The organism is Burkholderia sp. COPS, assembly GCF_019425585.1.
In the GTDB taxonomy this organism is placed as follows: Bacteria; Pseudomonadota; Gammaproteobacteria; order Burkholderiales; family Burkholderiaceae; genus Burkholderia; species Burkholderia cepacia.
In genome coordinates this window covers 22,148-42,341 of the sequence record NZ_WIXR01000012.1, presented here as the reverse complement: position 1 = coordinate 42,341, position 20,194 = coordinate 22,148, and the positions used below count along the sequence as shown (strand labels likewise).

At 67.5% G+C, this 20,194-nt stretch carries 19 protein-coding genes; 7 read left to right on the top strand and 12 right to left on the bottom strand.

Features of this window, described 5'->3' with window-relative positions; genetic code table 11:
• Positions 1–7 precede the first annotated feature (7 nt).
• The 3 genes from FOZ70_RS09695 to FOZ70_RS09685 form a co-directional block, all read right to left on the bottom strand.
• Positions 8–1,300, bottom strand: a complete 1,293-nt coding sequence (locus tag FOZ70_RS09695) for a TolC family protein (protein ID WP_219705683.1) — start codon at positions 1,298–1,300, stop codon at positions 8–10.
• A gap of 93 nt (positions 1,301–1,393) precedes the next feature.
• Entirely contained in the window at positions 1,394–1,777 is a 384-nt protein-coding gene (locus FOZ70_RS09690; RefSeq protein WP_042975387.1) for a hypothetical protein, read from the bottom strand.
• Positions 1,778–1,906: 129 nt separating this feature from the next.
• Positions 1,907–2,539, bottom strand: coding sequence for a glutathione binding-like protein (locus FOZ70_RS09685; RefSeq protein ID WP_219705681.1), 633 nt, complete (start codon positions 2,537–2,539; stop codon positions 1,907–1,909).
• Positions 2,540–2,675: 136 nt separating this feature from the next.
• On the opposite strand from FOZ70_RS09685, the gene FOZ70_RS09680 reads away from it, so the two are divergent.
• On the top strand, positions 2,676–3,068 hold the full coding sequence (locus FOZ70_RS09680) for a helix-turn-helix domain-containing protein (protein WP_021159982.1): 393 nt from the start codon (positions 2,676–2,678) through the stop codon (positions 3,066–3,068).
• A 31-nt stretch (positions 3,069–3,099) separates the two neighbouring features.
• Positions 3,100–3,468 carry a hypothetical protein gene (locus tag FOZ70_RS09675; protein ID WP_059488765.1) on the top strand — a complete coding sequence of 123 codons (369 nt, stop codon included), beginning with the start codon at positions 3,100–3,102 and terminating at the stop codon, positions 3,466–3,468.
• Here FOZ70_RS09675 and FOZ70_RS09670 read toward each other — a convergent pair.
• Entirely contained in the window at positions 3,465–4,217 is a 753-nt protein-coding gene (locus FOZ70_RS09670) for a YbhB/YbcL family Raf kinase inhibitor-like protein (protein ID WP_258025585.1), read from the bottom strand. The two genes, FOZ70_RS09675 and FOZ70_RS09670, sit on opposite strands and share 4 nt — an antisense overlap.
• Positions 4,218–4,230: 13 nt before the next feature.
• On the opposite strand from FOZ70_RS09670, the gene FOZ70_RS09665 reads away from it, so the two are divergent.
• Both FOZ70_RS09665 and FOZ70_RS09660 read left to right on the top strand, forming a co-directional pair.
• Complete coding sequence (locus FOZ70_RS09665) at positions 4,231–5,091, top strand: hypothetical protein (protein ID WP_219705679.1); 861 nt, start codon at positions 4,231–4,233, stop codon at positions 5,089–5,091.
• 181 nt (positions 5,092–5,272) lie between these two features.
• A complete protein-coding gene (locus tag FOZ70_RS09660; RefSeq protein ID WP_219705677.1) occupies positions 5,273–6,658 on the top strand; it encodes an MFS transporter in 1,386 nt (461 codons plus the stop codon).
• 57 nt (positions 6,659–6,715) lie between these two features.
• On the opposite strand, the gene FOZ70_RS09655 is transcribed toward FOZ70_RS09660, so the two are convergent.
• The 4 genes from FOZ70_RS09655 to FOZ70_RS09640 all read right to left on the bottom strand — a co-directional run bounded on the left by FOZ70_RS09655 (position 6,716) and on the right by FOZ70_RS09640 (position 12,655).
• Entirely contained in the window at positions 6,716–7,792 is a 1,077-nt protein-coding gene (locus FOZ70_RS09655; RefSeq protein ID WP_219705675.1) for a C45 family peptidase, read from the bottom strand.
• 116 nt (positions 7,793–7,908) lie between these two features.
• Positions 7,909–9,504, bottom strand: a complete 1,596-nt coding sequence (locus FOZ70_RS09650) for a DUF3138 family protein (RefSeq protein WP_048024575.1) — start codon at positions 9,502–9,504, stop codon at positions 7,909–7,911.
• A 97-nt stretch (positions 9,505–9,601) separates the two neighbouring features.
• Positions 9,602–10,717 (bottom strand): polyamine ABC transporter substrate-binding protein, encoded by a 1,116-nt coding sequence (locus FOZ70_RS09645; protein ID WP_192388673.1) that lies wholly within the window; start codon positions 10,715–10,717, stop codon positions 9,602–9,604.
• Positions 10,718–10,930: 213 nt separating this feature from the next.
• Positions 10,931–12,655 carry an amidohydrolase gene (locus tag FOZ70_RS09640; protein ID WP_021159974.1) on the bottom strand — a complete coding sequence of 575 codons (1,725 nt, stop codon included), beginning with the start codon at positions 12,653–12,655 and terminating at the stop codon, positions 10,931–10,933.
• Positions 12,656–12,893: 238 nt separating this feature from the next.
• Here FOZ70_RS09640 and FOZ70_RS09635 point away from each other — a divergent pair, with 238 nt between their 5' ends.
• Entirely contained in the window at positions 12,894–13,724 is an 831-nt protein-coding gene (locus tag FOZ70_RS09635; protein ID WP_042975384.1) for a helix-turn-helix transcriptional regulator, read from the top strand.
• 15 nt (positions 13,725–13,739) lie between these two features.
• Here the strand turns inward: FOZ70_RS09635 and FOZ70_RS09630 are convergent, their stop codons facing one another.
• The 4 genes from FOZ70_RS09630 to FOZ70_RS09615 all read right to left on the bottom strand — a co-directional run bounded on the left by FOZ70_RS09630 (position 13,740) and on the right by FOZ70_RS09615 (position 17,954).
• Positions 13,740–14,660, bottom strand: coding sequence for a LysR family transcriptional regulator (locus FOZ70_RS09630; protein WP_042975417.1), 921 nt, complete (start codon positions 14,658–14,660; stop codon positions 13,740–13,742).
• Between the two features lie 129 nt (positions 14,661–14,789).
• Positions 14,790–15,980, bottom strand: a complete 1,191-nt coding sequence (locus FOZ70_RS09625; RefSeq protein WP_059494314.1) for an MFS transporter — start codon at positions 15,978–15,980, stop codon at positions 14,790–14,792.
• 87 nt (positions 15,981–16,067) lie between these two features.
• Positions 16,068–17,525: an FAD-dependent oxidoreductase gene (locus tag FOZ70_RS09620; RefSeq protein WP_219705673.1), complete on the bottom strand. Its 1,458-nt coding sequence runs from the start codon at positions 17,523–17,525 to the stop codon at positions 16,068–16,070.
• Positions 17,526–17,609: 84 nt separating this feature from the next.
• Complete coding sequence (locus FOZ70_RS09615) at positions 17,610–17,954, bottom strand: cupin domain-containing protein (protein ID WP_027789860.1); 345 nt, start codon at positions 17,952–17,954, stop codon at positions 17,610–17,612.
• 198 nt (positions 17,955–18,152) lie between these two features.
• Between FOZ70_RS09615 and FOZ70_RS09610 the strand changes: the two genes are divergently transcribed.
• Positions 18,153–19,052, top strand: a complete 900-nt coding sequence (locus FOZ70_RS09610; protein WP_059494310.1) for a helix-turn-helix transcriptional regulator — start codon at positions 18,153–18,155, stop codon at positions 19,050–19,052.
• A gap of 178 nt (positions 19,053–19,230) precedes the next feature.
• Positions 19,231–20,181 carry an agmatinase gene (speB, locus tag FOZ70_RS09605; RefSeq protein WP_060225279.1) on the top strand — a complete coding sequence of 317 codons (951 nt, stop codon included), beginning with the start codon at positions 19,231–19,233 and terminating at the stop codon, positions 20,179–20,181.
• Positions 20,182–20,194 lie beyond the last annotated feature (13 nt).

The following is a 20,194-nucleotide window of genomic DNA, read 5'->3' as shown; positions in this document are numbered from 1 at the left end:
TTCTCCTTCACTGCGCGGCGGCCATCGTCGACGGCACGACCTGATATTCGAGCTGCGCCCAGGTCTGCGACACGTCGCGCCTGAGATCGAGCACCTGCAACTGCGCATCCAGCTGCGCGCGCCGCGCGGCGAACGTATCGGCGAGTGAACCTGTGCCCGCCCGGTACGCGGCATTGGCCAGCTGCACGCGCTGGTCGGCGGCGGGCAACAGCGATGCGCTCAGGTTCGCGATGCGTTCGCGGCCGCTCGCGAGCGTTTCGGACTGCGTGCGGATATCGGCCTGCACCTGGCGCAGCGTGTCCTCGTACATCAGGCGCGCCTTCGTCGCCAGTTCGGCCTTCTCGGCAACATCGCGGTTCTGGCGGTTCCTGCGATTGACCGGCAACGGAATCGTGACGCCGACGGACACCATGTTCGAATACGCGCCGCCGCGCTGCTGGTACGCAACCTCCCACGTCCAGTTCGGGCGGCGTTCGCTGTTCGCGACGGCGGTATCGGCTTCGGCGACGGCGATATCGTCGGCGGCCGTGATCAGCGCCGGCTGCGATACGCGCAGCTCGTCCGGCGGCAGCGACGACACGAACGACTCCGGCGCGGGCGGCGTGCCCGTGACGTCCGACGCCGGCACGGCGGTCCAGCGCGACAACGCGATGAGCGCGGTCTGGTAGACCTGCCGCGCTTTCAGCCATTGATCCTGCGTCTGCGCGAGCATGGCCCGCGCCTGGACGACATCGGCGGCACTCGCCTTCGCGCCGCGATACGACGCCTTCGTCGCATCGAATTCATGGTTCATGTGATCGAGCAGCGCCTGCTGCAGCGCGAGCGCCTGCTTCGCGTAGACGGCGTTCAGCCACGCCGTCGCGGTTTGCTGGCGTACGCTCGCGAGCTGCGCGAGATAACCGGCGCGCTCGCGCCCGACCTGCTCGTTGGCCAGTGCCGAACGCAGGCGCCGCTTGTCGCCGGACACCCACTCCTGCTCGATGCCGATCCGGCGCATCGTCATGAAGTCCTGGCCGACGGTGAAGCGCTGGCCGCCATTGACCGGCAGGTTGTCGATGCCGGCCTTGAGCATCGGGTCGGGCAGCTGGCCGGCCTTCACGGCCGCCTCCGAGCTCGCGCGCACCGAAGCCTGGGCGGCCTGCATCGACGCGGAATGATCGGTGGCGGACTGCAGCGCGGCGTCCAGCGTAAAAGGCGGTTGCTGCGCGTGAGCCGCGCCCGCAACCAGCAGCGCCGCCCAAAGCATGGGCGCGCGCCGGCGCGCACGCCGCGCAAGCGGCGTGCCGGGATGGAATGACATGGTTTAACCCCAACGACGGAACCCCATGGGGATTCCACGTCCTGCGCACAGGACGAACCTCACCGCGAATGCGGCGAACCTATCGGATCGGGATCAGCTGATGCGTGGAGGGCGCCACAATCCGTTCGGATCGCGGACCGGGAGAATTTGCGCGTAGTGGAAGGCAACGACGCTGGCGAATGCAGCGGGACGACTCACTTCGGCGCGAGCGGCCGGATGATAAAGACTGCCGAACTGGCATTGCGCCGTCAGCTTGCAGGACAGGCCCTTCGCTTTCGCGTGGGCCTTGCCCGTGGACGACGACTGCATCGAATCGCAACCCGGCATGTCGGCGGACATGCCGGCGTCCATGTCCGTCGACATCGACATGCCCTGCTGCATCATCGGGCATTCCCCGGCCAGGCCGCTGGCTGCCAGCCCGCTGATGGGCAGCACTGCGCAAAGCAGCAGCAGGATGACGGTCCGGAGAAATTTCATGCGGGCGATTATAGCGCGGGGTTTTGCTGTGTGGCGGCGCATCGATACGGCGGAACGACGCGCCGTAGCCGTACCCATCGCGCTCATCGCGCCCATCGCGCCCATCGCGCCCATCGCGCCCATCGCACGCTACCGCGCCAGCGCGTCGGCCTCCAGCACGGCGCGCACCGTCGGCCGCGCACGCACCCGCTCGTACCACGCACGCAGATGCGCATACCGGGTCAGGTCGATATCCGCGTTGTACACCGACCGCATCCAGTCGGCCTTGCCCCAGCCGGTCAGCGCGAACAGGTAGGCATCGGCAACGGTGAACGTGTCGCCGGTCAAGCATGCGTTGCCGTCGAGCTGGCGGTCGATCCATGCAAAGCGACTGTCGAGCTTCGTTCTCGCCGGATCGACGTATTTCCCCGCCTGTACCGCATACAGCAGCGGAATGAACCCCTTGTGGATCTCGGTGCCGAGAAAATTGAGCCATTCCATCAACCGGTAGCGCGCGAGCGTGCCGTACGCAGGCGCAAGCGCGGCTTCCGGGCACAGATCCGCGAGATACTGCGCGATCACCGGGCCTTCGCGCAGCAGCGTGCCGTCGTCGAGTTCGAGCAGCGGCACGTAGCCGAGTTCGGTCACATCGTAGTAATTGCGCCCGTCTTCAATGACGTGCTTGCGTGCGTCGACCTTGATGATCTCCGCGTCGATGCCGCCTTCGCGCAGCACGATGCAGATGGCCTGCGAACAGCTTCCGGGAGCGTGATAGAGCTTCATGCGTTTCCTTCGTGGGTTGTCCATGTATCGATTCGCCGCGACGCGGGCGCTAATATCTCGCATCGGCGCATCGCCGGGAAGACGGCAGTCGTTTGTGCCGTAGTCACAAAAAATTTACCGACCAGGATTCAGCACGATGAAAACGAGTGCGACCGGATGTTCCGTTGAAGAAGCGATGCGCCTGCTCGGCGGCCGCTGGCGGCTGCTGCTGGTGTCGTATCTGCTCGACGGGCCGCGACGCTTCAGCGACCTGCGCCGCGACATGCCCGGCATCTCGCAGCGCATGCTGACGCTCGACCTGCGCGCACTCGAAGACGCCGGGCTCGTGCGGCGCACCGTCTATCCGGAAGTGCCGGTGCGGGTCGAGTACGACCTGAGCGCCGACGGCGACCGGCTGCGGCCTGTCGTCGAGGTCATGCGCGAATTCGGGCTGTGGCTGAAGGCGCGCGATGCCGCTGCGTCGTGCGACACCGGCGCGACGCCCGGCGCGGCGGCAGCGACCGGAACGGCCCTTCATTCGAACCGATAACCCCTACCACCCTTACGCAGGAACCCCGTTCATGGAACTTCACGCCACCGTCGGCGCGGCGACGTCCGACCTCGACGACGACGAAAGCTTCGCCAACATCTACTGTCACGACGCCGAGCAGGACTATTGCTTCGCGCTGTCGCGCTTTCCGGACGACACGCTGATCGAAGTGATGGTGCGCGACCAGATCACCTGGCGCGTCAAGGATCTGTCGGTGACGCTGACGGACGACACGATCGACATCGAGATCGAACCCGGCATCGCCGCGCGACTCGACGGCCAGACGCGTTACGTGATCCATCTCGCGCCCGGCCAGTATGATCCGGCCACGCTGCGCGCCGCGCTGAAGGAGATCTTCGCGGGGAAAAGCGGGTTTCAGGACGACAGCACGCGCGGTTAACGGCTCAACCGCACCGTCATCGTCGCCTTCGCGAGGGCCTGGTAGTGAGCGGTATAGCCGACGACCGCTGGCGTCGCGTCAGGTTCGACCGGCAGCTTCGCCACCTTGAGCGCGGTCAGCGTAATGACGTAGCGATGGGTGTCGCCCTGCGGCGGGCACGGGCCAAGATAGCCGACATGGCCGGTGTCGTTCTTCATCGGGACGGCACCCGCCGGCAGTCCGGCAACGTCATTGCCCGAACCGGGCGCGATGCCATGCGCCGACGCCGGTATGTCGGCGACGACCCAGTGCCAGAATCCGGAGCCCGTCGGTGCGTCGGCATCGAACATCGTCAGCAGGTAGCTTTGCGTGCCATCCGGAACACCGCTCCACCGTATGGATGGCGAAATGTTTTGACCGTGACAGCCGAAGCTGTCCGATACCTGCGCGCGACCGAACGCGCCGCCGGCAAGCTCCGCGCTTTCGATCGAGAAATCGCCCGCCCGTGCCGTACCGGCAGCGAGCATCGCAACGCAAAGGGCGAAACCGGGCTTGACTATCGTCATCGTCACCTCACCAGCAAGCAGGAATGGAACGGACATTCTTGCAATCGCGCCGGCCCCGAACAAGACAAGCAAAGGTACCGGTATCGCGACTACCCGGTAATGTCCGGCCATGCCGCCCCGCTCGCGGAAAGAGCCGGATGCCGGTACATTGGCGGCAAACGGAAGTCCGGGCCGGCCGCTTCCATCCTCATTCACGCCCTTCATGCCTGATCCGACCATGACGCGCCCTTCACGACTGCGTTCGCTGCTCCACGGCTCCATGCTGTTCGCCGCCAGCGCATCGATCGCGCCCGCCGCGCAAGCGGCCAAACCGCTGCTCACGTTCAAGGTCGACGACACCGTCACGGCCCGCGTCGAACGGGCGGACAGCGAGCACGTTACCGTGCGCCTCCTGCCGAGCGGCAAGACGCAGACGCTCGACGTGACCGCCGCCGACGAAGAAGGCCGCTATCACCTCGCGTCGGACGACTACAACTTCGACGGCCACCGCGATCTTGCGATGCATGCCACGCTCGGCATGGTGAACGATGGCTACGGCATCTACCTGTTCGACACCGCGCGCCAGCAGTTCGAGCCGCTGCGGATGCCGGCGAGCGACATGCCGCACGGCAATTGCGACGGGCTGGTCAACGTCCAGGCGAAACCGAAGGAGCGCACGCTGTACAGTTCGTGCCGCGGCGGCCCGATCTGGTACACCGATGCGTATCGCTTCGACGGCAGCGGCAGGATGTACCTGTACCAGTCGAGCGAAGCGATACCGGACGACCTGCGCGACCTGCTCGACACCGACAACGGCCCGTCGTCGATGCTGCTGACCTACGACGCGCAAGGCAAGCGTGTCGCGCGCCGCCCCGACGCCTACGGCGGCGGCACCGTCACGTTCAAGGTGCGCCCGGCACGCCTGCCGCTGCACGATGCGATGTCCGATGCACCCACGCGCCGTTATGTCGTCGCGGGCGACACGGTGGAGGTGATCGACGCGAGCGCCGATTTCCAGTGGCTGAAGGTGCGGTATCGCAACCCGCATGCGGGCGCGGTGCAGGGCTGGGTCAGTGCGAAGGAGGCGATGGGCAACTGATGCAAGCGGTCGCGTATTCGCCACGCTTCCCACATATTGAACGCCGAACATCCCATTAATAGGGATACCTGTCCAAATGTTGACGCGCTTCCCGCCGCGACTCTAACGTTCTCCCCTACGCCATTCGATTCGGCCGCCCCGCTTGCGGGCGACGGCCGGGCATGGAACACAGGAGACAACCGTGGCCCGATCCGCGTCGCGCACCCACGCGAACCCGCCGGATCGATTGCCCGCCCACACCGGCATCGCATCCGATTCAACCGCCCGCGCGGCCGCCGCGCAGGCAGCGCCGCCCAGCCGCAAGCGCCTGCTGATCCTCGCGCTGCTGTTCATCACGGTCGTGATCAACTATCTCGACCGCAGCAACCTGTCGATCGCCGCGCCCGCGCTGTTCAAGGCACTGAACATCGATCCGGTGCGCGCGGGCCTCGTGTTTTCCGCGTTCGGCTGGACCTACGCGCTGATGCAAGTGCCGGGCGGCTGGCTCGTCGACAAGGTGTCGCCGCGCGTGCTGTATGCCGGCGCGCTCGCGCTGTGGTCGGCCGCGACGCTATTGCTCGGCTTCGCCGGTTCGTTCGTCGGGCTGGTCGTGCTGCGTCTCGCGGTGGGCGCGCTCGAAGCACCGGCCTACCCGATCAACAACCGCGTGGTGACGACGTGGTTCCCGACCCGCGAGCGCGCGAGCGCGATCGGCGGCTATACGTCCGGCCAGTTCGTCGGCCTCGCGTTCCTCACGCCCGTGCTTGCGTGGCTGCAGGTGCATCTGGGCTGGCACATGGTGTTTGTCGCGACCGGCCTCGCCGGCATCGCATGGGCCGCGATCTGGTATGCGGTGTATCGCGAGCCGCGCGCGTTTCGCGGCGTCAATGCGGCCGAGATCGCGCTGATCCGCGACGGCGGCGGCCTCGTCGATCTCGAAGACCGCATCGCGGCGCGCACCGAACGCGCACCGTCGACGTGGCGCGACCTCGGCGTCGTGCTCGGCCGGCGCAAGCTGTGGGGCATCTATCTCGGCCAGTTCGCGCTGAACTCGACGCTGTGGTTCTTCCTCACGTGGTTCCCGACCTACCTCGTCAAGTATCGCGGAATGGACTTCATCAAGTCGGGCTTCCTCGCGTCGCTGCCATTCCTCGCCGCGTTCGTCGGCGTGCTGTGCTCGGGCGTGCTGTCGGACTGGCTGATGCGTCGCGGCGCGTCACAGGGCTTCGCGCGCAAGCTGCCGATCATCTCGGGGCTGCTGATCTCGACCTGCATCATCGGCGCGAACTACGTCACGTCGACCGGCTGGGTGATCGCGTTCATGACGATTGCGTTCTTCGGCAACGGCTTCGCGTCGATCACGTGGTCGCTCGTATCGGGGCTCGCGCCCGCGCGGCTGATCGGCCTCACGGGCGGCGTGTTCAACCTGATCGGCAACCTGTCCGCGATCGCGACGCCGATCGTGATCGGGCTGCTCGTGAACGGCGCGGACTTCTCGCGCGCGATCACCTACATCGCCGCGATGGCACTCGCGGGCAGCCTGTCGTATGGTTTGCTCGTCGGCAAGGTCGAACGCATCGACGCATGAGCCTCGCGAGGGCGGCACACGCGTGTCGCCCTGCCTTGCCGCCGCCCGCGTACCGCATCAGAACCGCTGAAACCCGTCGCGCGCGAGATCGTGCGGATTGCCCGCCACGTAGTCGAGTGCGCACGCGTCGGTATCGATACCGACGGTCAGCAGCGTCTCCCAGCGCTCGGTGTCGGGCATCGACGGATCGGCGCGGAAGCACACGACGGCCTGATCGCCGGCCGCACCGCACATTGCCGCCGCGCGCTCGCGCACATCGGCGCTCGTCATCCCGTTCACGACTTCGTTCAGGTAAGCGAAGCGTTCGCGCGTGGTCGAGCTGTCGGGCATGCACTCGCCGCCGCTCAGCGTGCGATCGAGGAAGTGGTTCGTATGCAGCAGCCAGCCGTCCGGACGCGGCACCACCACGGCGACACCCGACGGGCTCAGCTCGATGCTCGCCGCGCGCGGGTTCGCGTCATGCCGCGTGAACACGGTCAGCACCGTGGACGCGCTCACGCGCGCGGTGCGCGCGAGTTCGATCGCCTCCTGCACCGTCGCCGCATCTTCCAGCAGGCGCCGCGCGATCGCGTGCACGGGCACACCGGCGCTGTCGTTGTCGCTCGCGTGATGCAGGATGTTGAAGTGCAGCCCGAGCCCCGCGCTGTTCACGCCGAGCTTCGCGAGCATCCCGAACTCGGAGAACAGCTTGACGGTGCGGCCGTGCGGCGTCGCGAACCGCATCAGCAGCCCCTGCGGCGCGAGGCTGTCGTGCCAGTCCCACGTCTGCAGCGTGCGCGGCGCGTGCGGGCCGGCCGGCGCGTAGACGGTCGTCGAGCACTCGCCTTCGGCCGACGCAGGCGCGGTCGCGAGAATCTCGGTGCGCGCGTTCAGGCACGCGAGCTGCCAGCGCGGCAGGTCGACGCCGTCGGCGATCGCGTCGACTTCGGCGGCCAGGCGCGGGCACCACGCACCGAGCGCGGCCAGGCTCGCTTCGCCGATCTCTCGCGCGCGCTGCGGCTCGATGCCGAGCTTCGGGAAGAACGCGAGGTAAAGCGCGACCGTCTCGCGAATCTCGGCGGCGAAACGCGCGCCGATCAGGCGGCCGCGCTCGTGCGGATCGGTGAGGTCGGTCACGAAGGTGTGCAGCTTCAAGGTCAAATCTCCTGGGTTGAATGCGTTCCGGGCAAGCACGGCCCGGAACGTGATGCATGGCGCACCCGGTCGACCGGCATGCGCGCCGGCCGGAACGGCGAGACCCGTCAGAACGGTCAGAACGAATAGATGAACTGCATCCCGGCCAGGTCGTTGCTGCGCGCGTACGTGCCGTTGCTCTTCAGGAACACCGGATGGTTCGCCGCGTCGTGGCGATACTCGAGCTTCACGGTGATCTGCTGCGTCGGATAGAACAGCAGGTCGGCCGTGATCGCGTAACGCTGCGCGCCCTTGCACTCGGTGCCGTTCGTCGATGAACCCTGGAAGCACGCCGGATCGATGCCGAAGCCGCTCGACCCGTTCACCGACGGATTGCCGCCCGCGAGCCCGTACTGGATGTTCGTGCCGCCGCCGCCGTTCGACGTGTTGTTCAGGTAGTCGAAACGCAGCGTCGCGCCCATGCGGCCGACCCACGCCTGCGTCCACTTCGTATGGCCGAGCAGCGACATCCCGTACCAGCGTGCGGTACCGCCGTTCCACGCACCCTTCTGCAGCTCGCCGTAGTCGACCTGCGCGTTGACCTGCGTCTTGTCGTGCGTATAGGTCACGTCGGCTTCCACGTACTTGTAGAGGCCGGTCGGCGACGAGCCGTTGCACTGGTAGCCGTAACCGCCCGCCGTCGCGCACGGCGAGAACAGCGACTGCCGGCCCAGCATCGCGGAAATGCCGAAGTCGAAGGCGGTCGACGTCGCGTTGTCGAAACGCGCGGTGATCGTCGGCGTCCAGTTGGTCTTGGTCGTGTTGTTCGCCGCGTTCGCGATCGCGCCGGCGGTGCGCAGCACCTCGTTGCCGATCACGACCTGCCAGAAGCGCGTCATCGCCGCGTTGGAGCCCTTCAGGCCGACGCCGATCAGGTTGCCCGGTTCGCTGAAGTCGTACAGCAGCCCGTGCGTGAGCGTCAGCATCTGGGTCGACGGCTGCACCTCGTAGCCGGCGAGGCTCGGCATCATCCCGATCTCGAAGGTGCGCGTCGTGCTGAGGGGCACGGTCACCACGGCCTGCGTGACGATGTTGTTGCCCACGCCGCCGTGCGAATTGCTGAACACGTTGCCGAAGCCGCGGTTCGGCTGGATCACGACCTCCGCCGACGGTGCCATCGGGCCGACGCCGAAGGTCTTCTTGATGTCGAGGTAGACGTCGCCGATCGTGCTGTTGAAGTAGTCGTACGCGCCCGGATCGTGGTTCAGGAACTGGAACCCGGACGTGCGCTGCGCGCGGTTGAACAGGTACACGGGATCGACGTAGCCGGTGATGCTCAGGCCCGCGAGCGGGCCGGTCGTCGCGGCTTCCTGCAGCGAGTCGACCTTCAGCGACGCGTTCGCGATCTGCTCGCGCATCTGCTGCAGGTCGTCGTTCGTGAACGCCGGTGCGGAATCGGCGGCCGGCGCGGCGGCGGCCGTGTTGATCGAACCGATCCTTGCGCCGCTCGATGTTGCGGTGGCGGCGCCGGCTGCGTTGGCGGCCGTCGCGGTGCCGGGCGCCTGCGCGGCCAGCATGCTCGCGCGCAACTCGTTTACCTGCTGCTGCAGCGCGGTGACCTGCGCCTGAAGCGCCTTCATCCTGCTCGCATCGGTCGCCTGCGGCGTGTGCGCGAATGCCGTGGCCGCGTCGAACGCAAGCAGGCACAGCGCCGTCATGTGTTTGAGTTTCATGTTCTGGGTGGTCGTCGGGACGAGCGCGCCCCCGCCCGCCGCGATCAGCGGCGGGGCGCGCGAAAGGTGTGCGGGAATCGGGGAAGCGGCGGCCGGCTTACTCGGTCTTCAGCTTCGTCCAGAGACGGTTCTGCAGACGCATCAGCTCAGGCGGAACCGGCTTGCTGAGGCTGAGCTTGCGGATCACGTCGGCGGGCGGGAACACGGCCGGATCGCTCGTCACTTCGGCGCGCACGAGGCGCTTCGACGACGGCACGGCCGACGGGTACGACGTGTCGTTGGTCAGGTTCGCGCTCTCCTTCTCCGACAGCACGAAGTTGACGAACTTCAGCGCGGCGTCCGGGTGCGGTGCATCCTTCGGCACGGCCATCATGTCGAACCACATCGCGCTGCCCTCGGTCGGGATCACGTACTTGATGTGATACGGCTTCTTCGCGGAAGCGGCCGCGATCCGCGCGGAGTTCACGTCGCCCGACCAGCCGAGCGCGAGGCAGATGTCGCCGCCCGCGAGATCGTTGATGTAGCTGCTCGAATTGAACTGCGTGATGTACGGGCGCACCGACTTCAGCAGCTCGTATGCGGCCTGGTAGTCGGCCGGGTTCGTCGTGTTCGGGTCCTTCTTCAGGTAGACGAACGCCATCCCGAACGCATCGACCGGCGAATCGAGCACCGACACGCCGCAGTGCTTCAGCTTCTGCGCATACTTCGGATCGAACAGCAGCGCCCAGCTGTCGAGCGGCGCGTCGTTGCCGAGCGCGGCCTTCACCTTCTCGACGTTCATCCCGAGCCCGTCGGTGCCCCAGGTCCACGGAATGCCGTACTGGTTGCCCGGATCGTCCTTCGCGAGCGCCTTCAGGATTTCCGGGTCGAGCAGCCCGTAGTTCGGCACCTGGCTCTTGTCGATCTTGCGGAAGATGCCGGCCTGCAGCTGCCGCGCCCAGAAGATGTCGGACGGCACGACGACGTCGTAACCCGACGTGCCCGACAGCAGCTTCGCCTGCAACGTCTCGTTCGAATCGAACTCCTGGTAGACGACCTTGATGCCGGTCGCCTTCTCGAAGTTCGCGATCGTCGCCTTGCCGATCGAGTTGCCCCAGTTGTACACGTTGACGACGTCCGCCGCGTGCGCAACCGGCGCGCCTGCCAACAGCACGCCGCCCAGCGCGAGCGCCGCGCATGCCGTTCCCAGATGCCTGCTCCAATCCCCTGCCATGGTTTCCTCCGTCGATATCATGGACCGTTCTCGATGAACGGGTGTGTGCTTCGGTCCGGAAAAATGTAGCCAGAGGAAATTGGCCGGTCTGCCCTGCCAATAGGGGGACACGCCGCACAATCGGCGCACCCGGTTCCGGCCGGATGCGCCGAGCCGCGAAAACGAAAGCATTCCGAAAGACTCCGTCACCGCTTCGTCAGCCGGGATGCGCGTTCAGCATGCCTGCATACCCGTGCGCGCGCCGAAATCGTCGCCCACGTGCGTGATGCGGCCGCCCATCATCGTCAGCCCGACATCGATGCGGCCGATGTCGTACTGGCCGACCTCGAACAGGTCGTTCTCGAGCACGACGAGATCCGCGCGCTTGCCGGGCGTCAGCGAGCCGACCTCGTGCTCCATCCCGAGCTGGTACGCGCCGTGGATCGTGTACGCGGCGATCAGTTGCGGAATGCTCAGGCGCTCGGCGATGTCCGGGAACACCGGCGCATCGGGCTCGCCCGCGAGCTGACGCGTATGGCCCGACTCGATGTGTTCGAGCGGCTTGTGCTGGCAGCGGCACTGGCATGCGAGACCGTCCATGCCGATCGACACCGTCACGCCTTCGTCGAGGAACGTGCGGAACTTGTACATGTTGCTCCAGCGCTCGTGGCCGTAGTGGTCGCGCAGCTGCTCGGTGTACGCGTCGACCACGCCCCATTGCAGCTGCGTGTTCGCCATCACGCCCGCGCGGCGAAAGCGCGGGATGTCGTCCGGATGCGTGAGGAATGCGTGCGTGATCACGTGGCGGCGGTCGCGCGGCGGGTTCGTGCGGTTCACCGCGTCGAAGCCGTCGAGCGCCATCCGCACGGCCGCATCGCCGACGCAATGGACCATCACGTTCGCGTTCGCGCGATCGGCTTCGACCAGGTAACGGTTGAACGTGTCGGCCGGCATCGTCGGTGCCCCGCAGGTGTCCGGGCGGTCCGCGTACGGTTCGAGCAGGTACGCGGTGTGGTTCGCCTCGGTGCCGTCGAGGAAGAGCTTCAATGCGCGCGCCTTCACGAGCGGCGAATCGTACTGCTCGCGATACCGGACGAGCGTGCCGACCGGATCGTCGATCTCGCCGATCACCGCGACGCTGCCGACCACCCGCAGCTTCAGGTCGCCCGCGCGCTCCATCGTCTGCAGCGTCTCGTACAGCAGCGACTGGTCGCCGCTCGCGTCGAAGAAGCCCGCGTCGAACACGGTCGTCACGCCGGCCGCGCACAGCTTCTTCTGCCATGGCGGGATCGATTTCAGGTACAGGTCGATGCCGGTCGGCAGCAGGCCGGCCGCGCTGATCCGCTGCATCAGCAACGAATACGCGGCGCCGTCGACGATCAGGCCGGTCGGCTCGCCGGTCACCGCGTCCTTCTCGAACCAGCTCGCGCCTTCCTGCACGGGCGGCGTCGACGCGTCGACGCCGGCGATCTCCAGCGCCTTCGAGTTCACCCACATCGTATGGAAATCGGTCGACAGCAGGCACACGGGGCGATCCGCACAGATCGCGTCGAGCGTCTCCTTGCGCAGCAGCGCGGGCGGAATCGTCGCCTGCACCCAGCCCATCCCGGTGATCGCCGGCTCGTCCGGATGCGATTCGACATACGCGCGCAGCGCGCCGAGCACCTTCTGCGGATCCTCGTAATTCACGAACGCCTGGAACGCGAACGCGGTCGTCTCGAAGTGCCAGTGCGATTCGACGAAGCCCGGCAACACGAGCCGGCCGGCCGCGTCTACGACCTTCGTCTGCGCGCCGACAAACGCCTGCACGGCCGCCGTGTCGCCAACGTAAACGATCCGGCCGTCGCGCACGGCGACGGCCTGCGCCCAGGGCTTGTGCGGATCGACGGTATAGACCTTCGCGTGGGTCAGAACGAAATCCGCCGGCGTCGTGGCGGCGTGCGTCGGTTGCATCTGCATGGCCTGTCCTTTCTGGTCATCAGGTTTTCGAAGTGCTTTCACTATAGGCAGACGATTCGCGCCGGTATGCCCCCCCGCCGCCGGGGCTTCTGCGAATTCCGGCCGCCGCACGCACGGTCTTGTCGTCGTTTTGGGGACAACGCACGAAATCCGTGGGGTTGATCCGGTGAATTCCCGGCTGACGCGTGCACGGCGTTCGCGTAACGTCGCGCTGTCCCCCGACCGCCTTCGTCCGACCATGCGACTTCTCCAGCCCGACCCTGCCGCCCGCGGCCACTACCTGATCGGCGTGCGTCCCGACTCGCTCGGCGCGACGCTGCGCGCGGTCGGCACACCGGATTTCGTCGGCGCGGTCACGGAGTTCGTCAACGACAGCATCGACGCCGACGCCGTGCACCTCGAGCGCTGGCGCGCCGACACGGGCAGCACGTCGGGTTTCGTCGTCGAATGGCTCGGCAGCGGCAGCCTGCGCTTCGCGGCCGATACGCTGCGCGTGATGGATATCTACTACCAGGACTACTGCCAGGCCGATCCGCTGGTCGCGCCACTGCGCGGCAAACCCGGCACGCTGCTCGTGCAGCGCCATGTCGACGGCATCGCGCAGGGCGAGTTCCGCCGCCGGATCTTCGACGAGCCCGGCATCGGGCAGGAATGCCTGCTCGTGCACGGCAACGCGCACCTGCAGTACGCGCTCGGGCTCGCGCGCACGGTCGGGCGCGCCGCTTTCACCACGGACGAGCTGTTTCACTTCCGGCAGATGGTCGACCTGCTGTTCCCGATGTTCGAGCTGCATGCGCGCACCTGTGCGGCGCGGCGCGTGGCGGCGGTGTCGGTGAATGCCGCGTCGCAGGCGGGCTTCGACGCGCGCCTCGAACGCCAGGACGTGCAGCTGTCACGCCGCGAGCACGAGATCTGCCGGCTGATGCTGTGCGGGCGCTCGGTGCCCGAGGCCGCGCAGCAGTTGGATGTGAAGCTGTCGACAGCCGAGTCGTACGTGAAGCGCGCGTTCGCGAAGCTCGGCGTGCGCACGCGCCGCGAGCTGTTCGACTGGGTACTCGTCGACTGCTGAACGCGCGGCCCGGATTTACGCGGCCAGCGCGGCCGCCTTGATGTTGAACGCGCGCAGCAGGTCCTCGCAGAACGCGTCGACGATCGGCTTGTCGCTCGTGCTGCGCTTCATCGCGAGATGCAGCGGCACGTCGAAGCTGAACGTCGCGCGGCCGACGGCCTTCACGAGCCCGCGCTGCTCGAACGGCTCCGCGTAGTGCGCGGGCAGGTAGCCGAGATGGCCGCCCGACAGGATCAGGATCGTCGCGGCCTCGATGCTGTCCGCGCTCGCGGTCACGCGCCGCTCGGGCAGCGGATACTGCTCCTCCGGCACCGGATAGGTGCGCCATACCCAGTCGTGCAGTTGCAGGTCGTCCGCCGTCACGGGCCGCGACGCATGGAACAGCGGATGCCCGCGCCCGCAGTAGATCACCTGCTGCTCGGTGAACAGCGGCGTGTAGAGCAGCCCGGGCACGCGATGCCAGAAATACCCGATCGCGAGATCGAGCTGGTTGTTGACGAGGCTTTCCTCGAGTTCCTGCGGCGACGCGACCTTCATCGCGAACGTGACGGCCTGGTCGCGCTTGCGGAATGCGCCGATCGCGTCGGCCACGCGCGCGTTCTCGACGAGCGGCGCCTGGCCGATCAGGCCGATCGACAGCGTGCCGACCAGCTTGCGGTCGATGTCGCGCACGCGCGCGACGAATTCGGAGGTCGCCGCGACGAGCGTGCGCGCGGTGGCCGCGAAGCGTTCGCCCTTCGACGTCAGGCGAAAGCCGCCGCGCCCGCGATCGCACAGCTTGAAGCCGACGCGCGCTTCGAGCGCCGACAGCTGCGTGCTGATGGTCGACTGGCGCACGCCGAGCGACGCCTCGGCGGCCGTGATGCCGCGTGCGTCGACGACGGCCAGAAAGACCCGGATGAGCCGGAGATCGAGATCGGAAGTATTCGAGAACATGCCTGAAGCCGCTGCGCGTGTGCGCGTTGCCCGGCCGGCACGACGCGCATCGCGCGCCACGCCCGCCGCCTTCGCCGATGAACTTGACCGGATGCGCGCCGCCATCGGCAGCGGTGCGCGTCGAAACCGTCATTCAGGTGCCACCGCGAGCGCGTGTTCCATGCCGAACACGGCCGGCCGCAGCCGCCGGTAGCACAGGAACGCCACCGCGCACAGCACGATCGCCGCGATCAGCGCCGACTGCGTGCCTGCGCGCTCGATCAGCGAGCCGCCCGCGACCGAGCCGACGCCGTAGCCGAGCGCGACGCATCCCGGCGACAGCGCGGCCGACTTGCCGACCAGGTCGTACTGCGGAATCGTCGCGTAGATCAGCAGCGCGCCGCCCGTCCAGCAGCCGATGAACACGACCGCGCCGAGCGTGAACGTCAAGGCCGATGCCGGCATCGCGAGCAGCACGGCCGCGACCGCGCAGCCGCCGAGGTTGACGAGCGCCCAGCGGCGCAGGCCCGCGCCCGCGCCGAGCTTCGGCATCGCCGCGCAGATCACGAGGCTCGCGACGTTCGCGACGCCGAGCACGAGCGACACTGACCTGCCGCTCAGGCCCGCCGCGGTGCCGATCTTCTCGAGGAAGGTCCACACGACGCCGACACCGCCGTACAGCGCGAGCTGCGCGCACAGCACGAGCATCGCGCCCCGGCGGTCGATGCGGCCGGCGACGCCGGCCGGTGCCGGGGCGGCCAGCGTCTCGCCCCGGCGAAACAGCGGCGTCGCGAGCACGAATACGCCGAGCACGCATGCGACGAAACCGAACACGCCGTGCGCGCCCCATGCGTCGCTCAGCATCGGGAAGATGTAGGCCAGCAGCGCCATGCTCCACGCCACCTGCCCCATCAGCATGATCCCGAGATTGCGTTCCGGCGCGCGCGAGTACGACAGGTAGCGCAGCGCGATGCCGTTCAGCCCGCCCGAGCCGACGCCCGCGATGAACTGCAACGCGGAATACGCGACGAGCCCGTGCGTCGCGAGCGTGCCGAGGTTCGCGCCGGCCGCGAGCGTCACCGCACCCGCGAGCACCCACCGCACCGGCTGGCGGCCGAGCACGAACGCGACGAGCAGCGTGCCCGTCGATTCACCGAGCACCTCGATGAAGCTCGACAGCCCGAGTGCCGCTTCGCCGAAGCCCCAATGGCGTTCGACCTGCCCGACGATCGCGGGCAGGCCGAGGAAGACCGTCGGCCCGAGGATGCCGAGCAGCAGCATCACGACGACGAACGGCGCGCTTTCCTGTCGCGCTTCGTCCTGCAGGTTCACTACGTTCATTCGGTGTCTCTCTCCGTGTCCGCGGCGCGGACCGTCTCCTCGGGGGAGCGGGTTATGGCGGCGGCCCGGCCCGGGCCGCCGTGTCGCTTACATCGGGAAGCCCATCGCCTTGATGCCGCTGATCCACGCGCGCTTCCAGCCGCCTTCCGCATCGGCGCCATCGAACGCATGGAACGTGATCTTCGCGGCGACCCAGCGCATCGGCTCGGGCGGGATGTAGCTCGGGCTCTGGTTCGCGATGTCGAGCTTGCGCTCGGGGCTGTCGCGATCGAACAGGATGTTCAGCCCCATGAACGCGCCGAACCGGCTCGCCGCGACGCCGAAACCCGTGTAGCCGGCGACGAACACGGCCTTGTCGCCGAGATAGCGCTTCGCGAACACCGAGCCGCGCGAGCAGTAGTCGATCGGCCCGCCCCACGCATGCGAGAAGCGCACGTCGCTCAATTGCGGGAAGGTGCGGTAGAACGCTTCCGCGAGCCGGTAATACGTCTCGCGCTGGCCGTCCTGATGCGGTTCCGGATCGCCGTCGAAGTGATAGCTCACCAGGCCGCCGAAGATGATGTTGTTGTGCTTCGTCAGGCGGAAATAGTTGAGCTGCGTGCGCGTGTCGTACACGCCCTGGCGATTCTTCCAGCCGATCCGCGCGAGCTGTTCGTCGGTGAGCGGCTCGGTGGCGAGCACGTGGTCGCGCACCTGCATCACGCGGCGGTTGATGTCGGGAATCCCGACCTTCGCGGTGCCGCTGCCGAACACGACGCGCGGCGCACGCACGCTGCCCTTCGGCGTCTTCACGAACACGGTGCTGCCTTCGTCGGTCACGGTCACGAGCGGCGTGTGCTCGTACAGCTTCACGCCGAGCGACAGCGCCGCGCGCTTCAGCCCCCACGCGAGCTTCGCCGGATGCACGATGCCGCTGCGGTTACGCGACCACAGCGCGCCCGCGAACAGCGGTGAATGCAGTTGTTCGAGCGTTTCGTCGCGGTTAAGCAGCACGACGTTGTGCCCGTACTCGCGATGCAGGTCGTAATCGCCCTTCAGGTGCGCGACGTGCTCGGGATCGACCGCGACCGTCATCTCGCCGTTCCACTCGATGTCGGCGTCGATGTCGTAGCGCTTCAGCGTTTCCTCGAAGCCGTCGAGGTTGTGATGGCCGAACGCCTCGAGCTGCGCGATGTCGTTCGGGAACACGCGCACCGCATTCGGCAGCCCGTGCATCACCGACGTCGAGATGATCCCGCCCGCGCGGCCCGATGCGCCGTGCGCGACCTTGCCGGCTTCGATCAGCACCACGTTCAGGTGCGGCATCTGTTCCTTCGCCTGCACGGCCGACCACAGCCCGGTGAAGCCGCCGCCGACGATCAGCAGGTCGGCCGTCACGTCGCCGACGAGTTCCGGCTCGGTGGCCGGCGCGGCCGGGTTGTCGAGCCAGTACGGGAACAGCTTCGTATTCGCGAGCGCCGCCTCGACGCCCAATGCGACCGGCGCGCCACGCAATGCGTGCGCCTGCGCCGGTGCAGTCTCTCTTGCCTTGACTTCCATTTCCATGATCCCTGCCATCACACGCGGAAACGAAACCGCCGCCGGGCGCGCGTCACACGGACGACGACACCACGGCGGCGGCTTCGGCCATCACGACTTCTCGAGCAGCACGTAGAACTTCTTCGCGTCCTCGATCGTCTCCCAGCGGCCCGCGAAGCCGGCCGGCAACAGGTAGCCCTGACCCGGCGTGAATTCCTTGCGGTTGCCTTCGACGTCGGTCAGCGCGATCCGGCCCTCGACGAGCCACACCGCTTCGTCGGCCGCGGTTTCCGGAAACTCCACCGAGCCGACCTTGCCTTCCCACCAGCCGATGAGGTAGTTGCCGCTCTTGCCTTCCGCCGCGCGCCAGTCGCTTTCGTCCATCCCGAAGTCGAGCTTCGTGAATTCGCCGATGCCTGCGCCGAGCGGCAGGATGTCCTTGATCAGTTTGGTCATCTGAGTCTTTCGTCTCTTGATTGAAAAAAGCAGAGACAAAGTTACTCATTTACACTGCCCCGGTATGCCCCCCTCCGGGGGGGACAAGCGGTGTTTTCCGGGGCCGGGCAGGTCGCCGGGACACCCGCCGGGATTTCCCCCTAATGACGTTTTGCGTGGCCGACGCTACAATCCGCCGGCTTTTCACCGGGGAACCGCATGCTGCTCAACGTGAACCCCTTCCACCGCGACAACGACCGCTTCAACGTGTCGTTCAAGGCGCTGGGCGAGCTGATCGAGACGGTCGGCACGCCGCACTTCGTGCCGCGCCTCACGCAACTGCTCAATGAAGTGGTGCCGCTCGACGTCGCGCACGTCGAACGCTCGCGCGTCGACGGCTCGATGCCTACCGGCTACCGATGCGAATGGATCGGCAGCAGCGGCATCGGCGCGGCGAGCGCCGACGTCTCCGACGTGATGACGCTCTACTACGAGCGTTTTCTCGACAGCGACCCGCTGTTCGCGGGGCTGCGCGGCAAGACGGGCACGATGCTGGTGGTGCGCGACATCGCGGCGATCCCGCCCGGCGAATTCCGCCAGCGGCTGTTCGACGACGTGCAGATCGGCCACGAATGCGTGCTCGCACGCGGCACGCGTTATTCGCAGCATTCGATCGCGCTGGAGCGCGGCCGCGACCGGCCGCCGTTCACGCTCGCCGAGATGAACCGCTTTCGCAGCATCAGCGACGTGCTGTTCCCGCTGCTCGAACTGCACGCGTCGACCACGGCCGCGCGGCGCATTGCGCACCCGACGCCCGAAGTCCACCCGCTCGCGCAGTTCGACGCGCGCATCGCGGCCGACGGCGTGAAGCTGTCGAAGCGCGAATACGAAACCTGCAAGCACCTGCTTTCCGGCAAGACCGTGCCGGAAACGGCGGAGATCCTCGGCGTGCGCGTCGCGTCGGCCGAGTCATACGTGAAGCGTGCGTTCGCGAAGCTCGGCGTGCGCACGAAGCGCGAACTCGCCGCGTGGGGTTCGGCGACCACCGCGTTCCCTTCCTCCGGCCCGCACGACGGCGCCGCGCCGCCGGCCCTCTCGCGCCGGCCGGATCCGGCCTGATCCGACCCGATCCGGCCTGACCTGGCCGCGCGGCCGCGTTCGGTTGCGCCGCGTCGATGCGGCGGCGCCGCTTGCATCGAGCCCCGTCGATGTAAACGTTGCGACTTCAAAATCTTCGCGCGGGCGTTCTCCTCTACCATCGGCCGATCGCTTGACCTCAGATAAAGGAGACGGCCCCATGCCCCGCGAACTCAATCAACCGATGGGCGGCAACGAGATGCCGCGCTTCGGCGGCATCGCCACGATGATGCGCCTGCCGCAAGCCGAGACGACCGACGGCCTCGACGTGTGCTTCGTCGGCGTGCCGCTCGACCTCGGCACGTCGAACCGCTCGGGCTCGCGCTTCGGCCCGCGCCAGATCCGCACCGAGTCCGTGCTGCTGCGTCCGTACAACATGGCCACCCGCGCCGCACCGTTCGATTCGCTGCAGGTGGCCGACATCGGCGACGTCGCGACCAACCCGTACGACCTGAAGGACTCGGTGCGCCGCATCGAAGAGGCATACGACGAGATCGTCGCGAACGGCTGCCGGCCGATCACGCTCGGCGGCGATCACACGATCGCGTGGCCGATCCTGCGCGCGCTGCACAAGAAGTACGGCAAGGTCGCCGTCGTCCACGTCGACGCGCACGCGGACGTGAACGACACGATGTTCGGCGAGAAGATCGCGCACGGCACGCCGTTCCGCCGCGCGGTGGAGGACGGGCTGCTGCAATGCGACAAGGTCACGCAGATCGGCCTGCGCGGCACCGGCTACCACGCGGACGATTTCGACTGGTGCCGCCAGCAGGGCTTCACCGTCGTGCAGGCGGAGGAATGCTGGAACCAGTCGCTCGCGCCGCTGATGGCGCAGGTGCGCGAACGCGTCGGCGACACGCCGGTGTACCTCAGCTTCGACATCGACGGCCTCGACCCGTCGTTCGCACCCGGCACCGGCACGCCGGAAATCGGCGGCCTCACCGTGCAGCAGGGCCTGGAAATCATCCGCGGGATGAAAGGCCTGAACATCATCGGCGCGGATCTCGTCGAAGTCGCACCGCCGTACGATCCGACCGGCACCACCGCGCTCACCGGCGCGAACCTCGCGTTCGAGATGCTCTGCGTGATGCCGGGCGTCGCCTACCGCTAACCCGACCGAACTC

Bases quoted from the DNA above. Each gene is read 5' to 3' on its own strand.
- FOZ70_RS09695 (WP_219705683.1), bottom strand. From the start codon at position 1,300: ATGTCATTCCATCCCGGCACGCCGCTTGCGCGGCGTGCGCGCCGGCGC.
- FOZ70_RS09690 (WP_042975387.1), bottom strand. From the start codon at position 1,777: ATGAAATTTCTCCGGACCGTCATCCTGCTGCTGCTTTGCGCAGTGCTG.
- FOZ70_RS09685 (WP_219705681.1), bottom strand. From the start codon at position 2,539: ATGAAGCTCTATCACGCTCCCGGAAGCTGTTCGCAGGCCATCTGCATC.
- FOZ70_RS09680 (WP_021159982.1), top strand. From the start codon at position 2,676: ATGAAAACGAGTGCGACCGGATGTTCCGTTGAAGAAGCGATGCGCCTG.
- FOZ70_RS09675 (WP_059488765.1), top strand. From the start codon at position 3,100: ATGGAACTTCACGCCACCGTCGGCGCGGCGACGTCCGACCTCGACGAC.
- FOZ70_RS09670 (WP_258025585.1), bottom strand. From the start codon at position 4,217: ATGAAGGGCGTGAATGAGGATGGAAGCGGCCGGCCCGGACTTCCGTTT.
- FOZ70_RS09665 (WP_219705679.1), top strand. From the start codon at position 4,231: ATGACGCGCCCTTCACGACTGCGTTCGCTGCTCCACGGCTCCATGCTG.
- FOZ70_RS09650 (WP_048024575.1), bottom strand. From the start codon at position 9,504: ATGAAACTCAAACACATGACGGCGCTGTGCCTGCTTGCGTTCGACGCG.
- FOZ70_RS09645 (WP_192388673.1), bottom strand. From the start codon at position 10,717: ATGGCAGGGGATTGGAGCAGGCATCTGGGAACGGCATGCGCGGCGCTC.
- FOZ70_RS09640 (WP_021159974.1), bottom strand. From the start codon at position 12,655: ATGCAGATGCAACCGACGCACGCCGCCACGACGCCGGCGGATTTCGTT.
- FOZ70_RS09635 (WP_042975384.1), top strand. From the start codon at position 12,894: ATGCGACTTCTCCAGCCCGACCCTGCCGCCCGCGGCCACTACCTGATC.
- FOZ70_RS09630 (WP_042975417.1), bottom strand. From the start codon at position 14,660: ATGTTCTCGAATACTTCCGATCTCGATCTCCGGCTCATCCGGGTCTTT.
- FOZ70_RS09625 (WP_059494314.1), bottom strand. From the start codon at position 15,980: ATGAACGTAGTGAACCTGCAGGACGAAGCGCGACAGGAAAGCGCGCCG.
- FOZ70_RS09620 (WP_219705673.1), bottom strand. From the start codon at position 17,525: ATGGAAATGGAAGTCAAGGCAAGAGAGACTGCACCGGCGCAGGCGCAC.
- FOZ70_RS09615 (WP_027789860.1), bottom strand. From the start codon at position 17,954: ATGACCAAACTGATCAAGGACATCCTGCCGCTCGGCGCAGGCATCGGC.
- FOZ70_RS09610 (WP_059494310.1), top strand. From the start codon at position 18,153: ATGCTGCTCAACGTGAACCCCTTCCACCGCGACAACGACCGCTTCAAC.
- speB (WP_060225279.1), top strand. From the start codon at position 19,231: ATGCCCCGCGAACTCAATCAACCGATGGGCGGCAACGAGATGCCGCGC.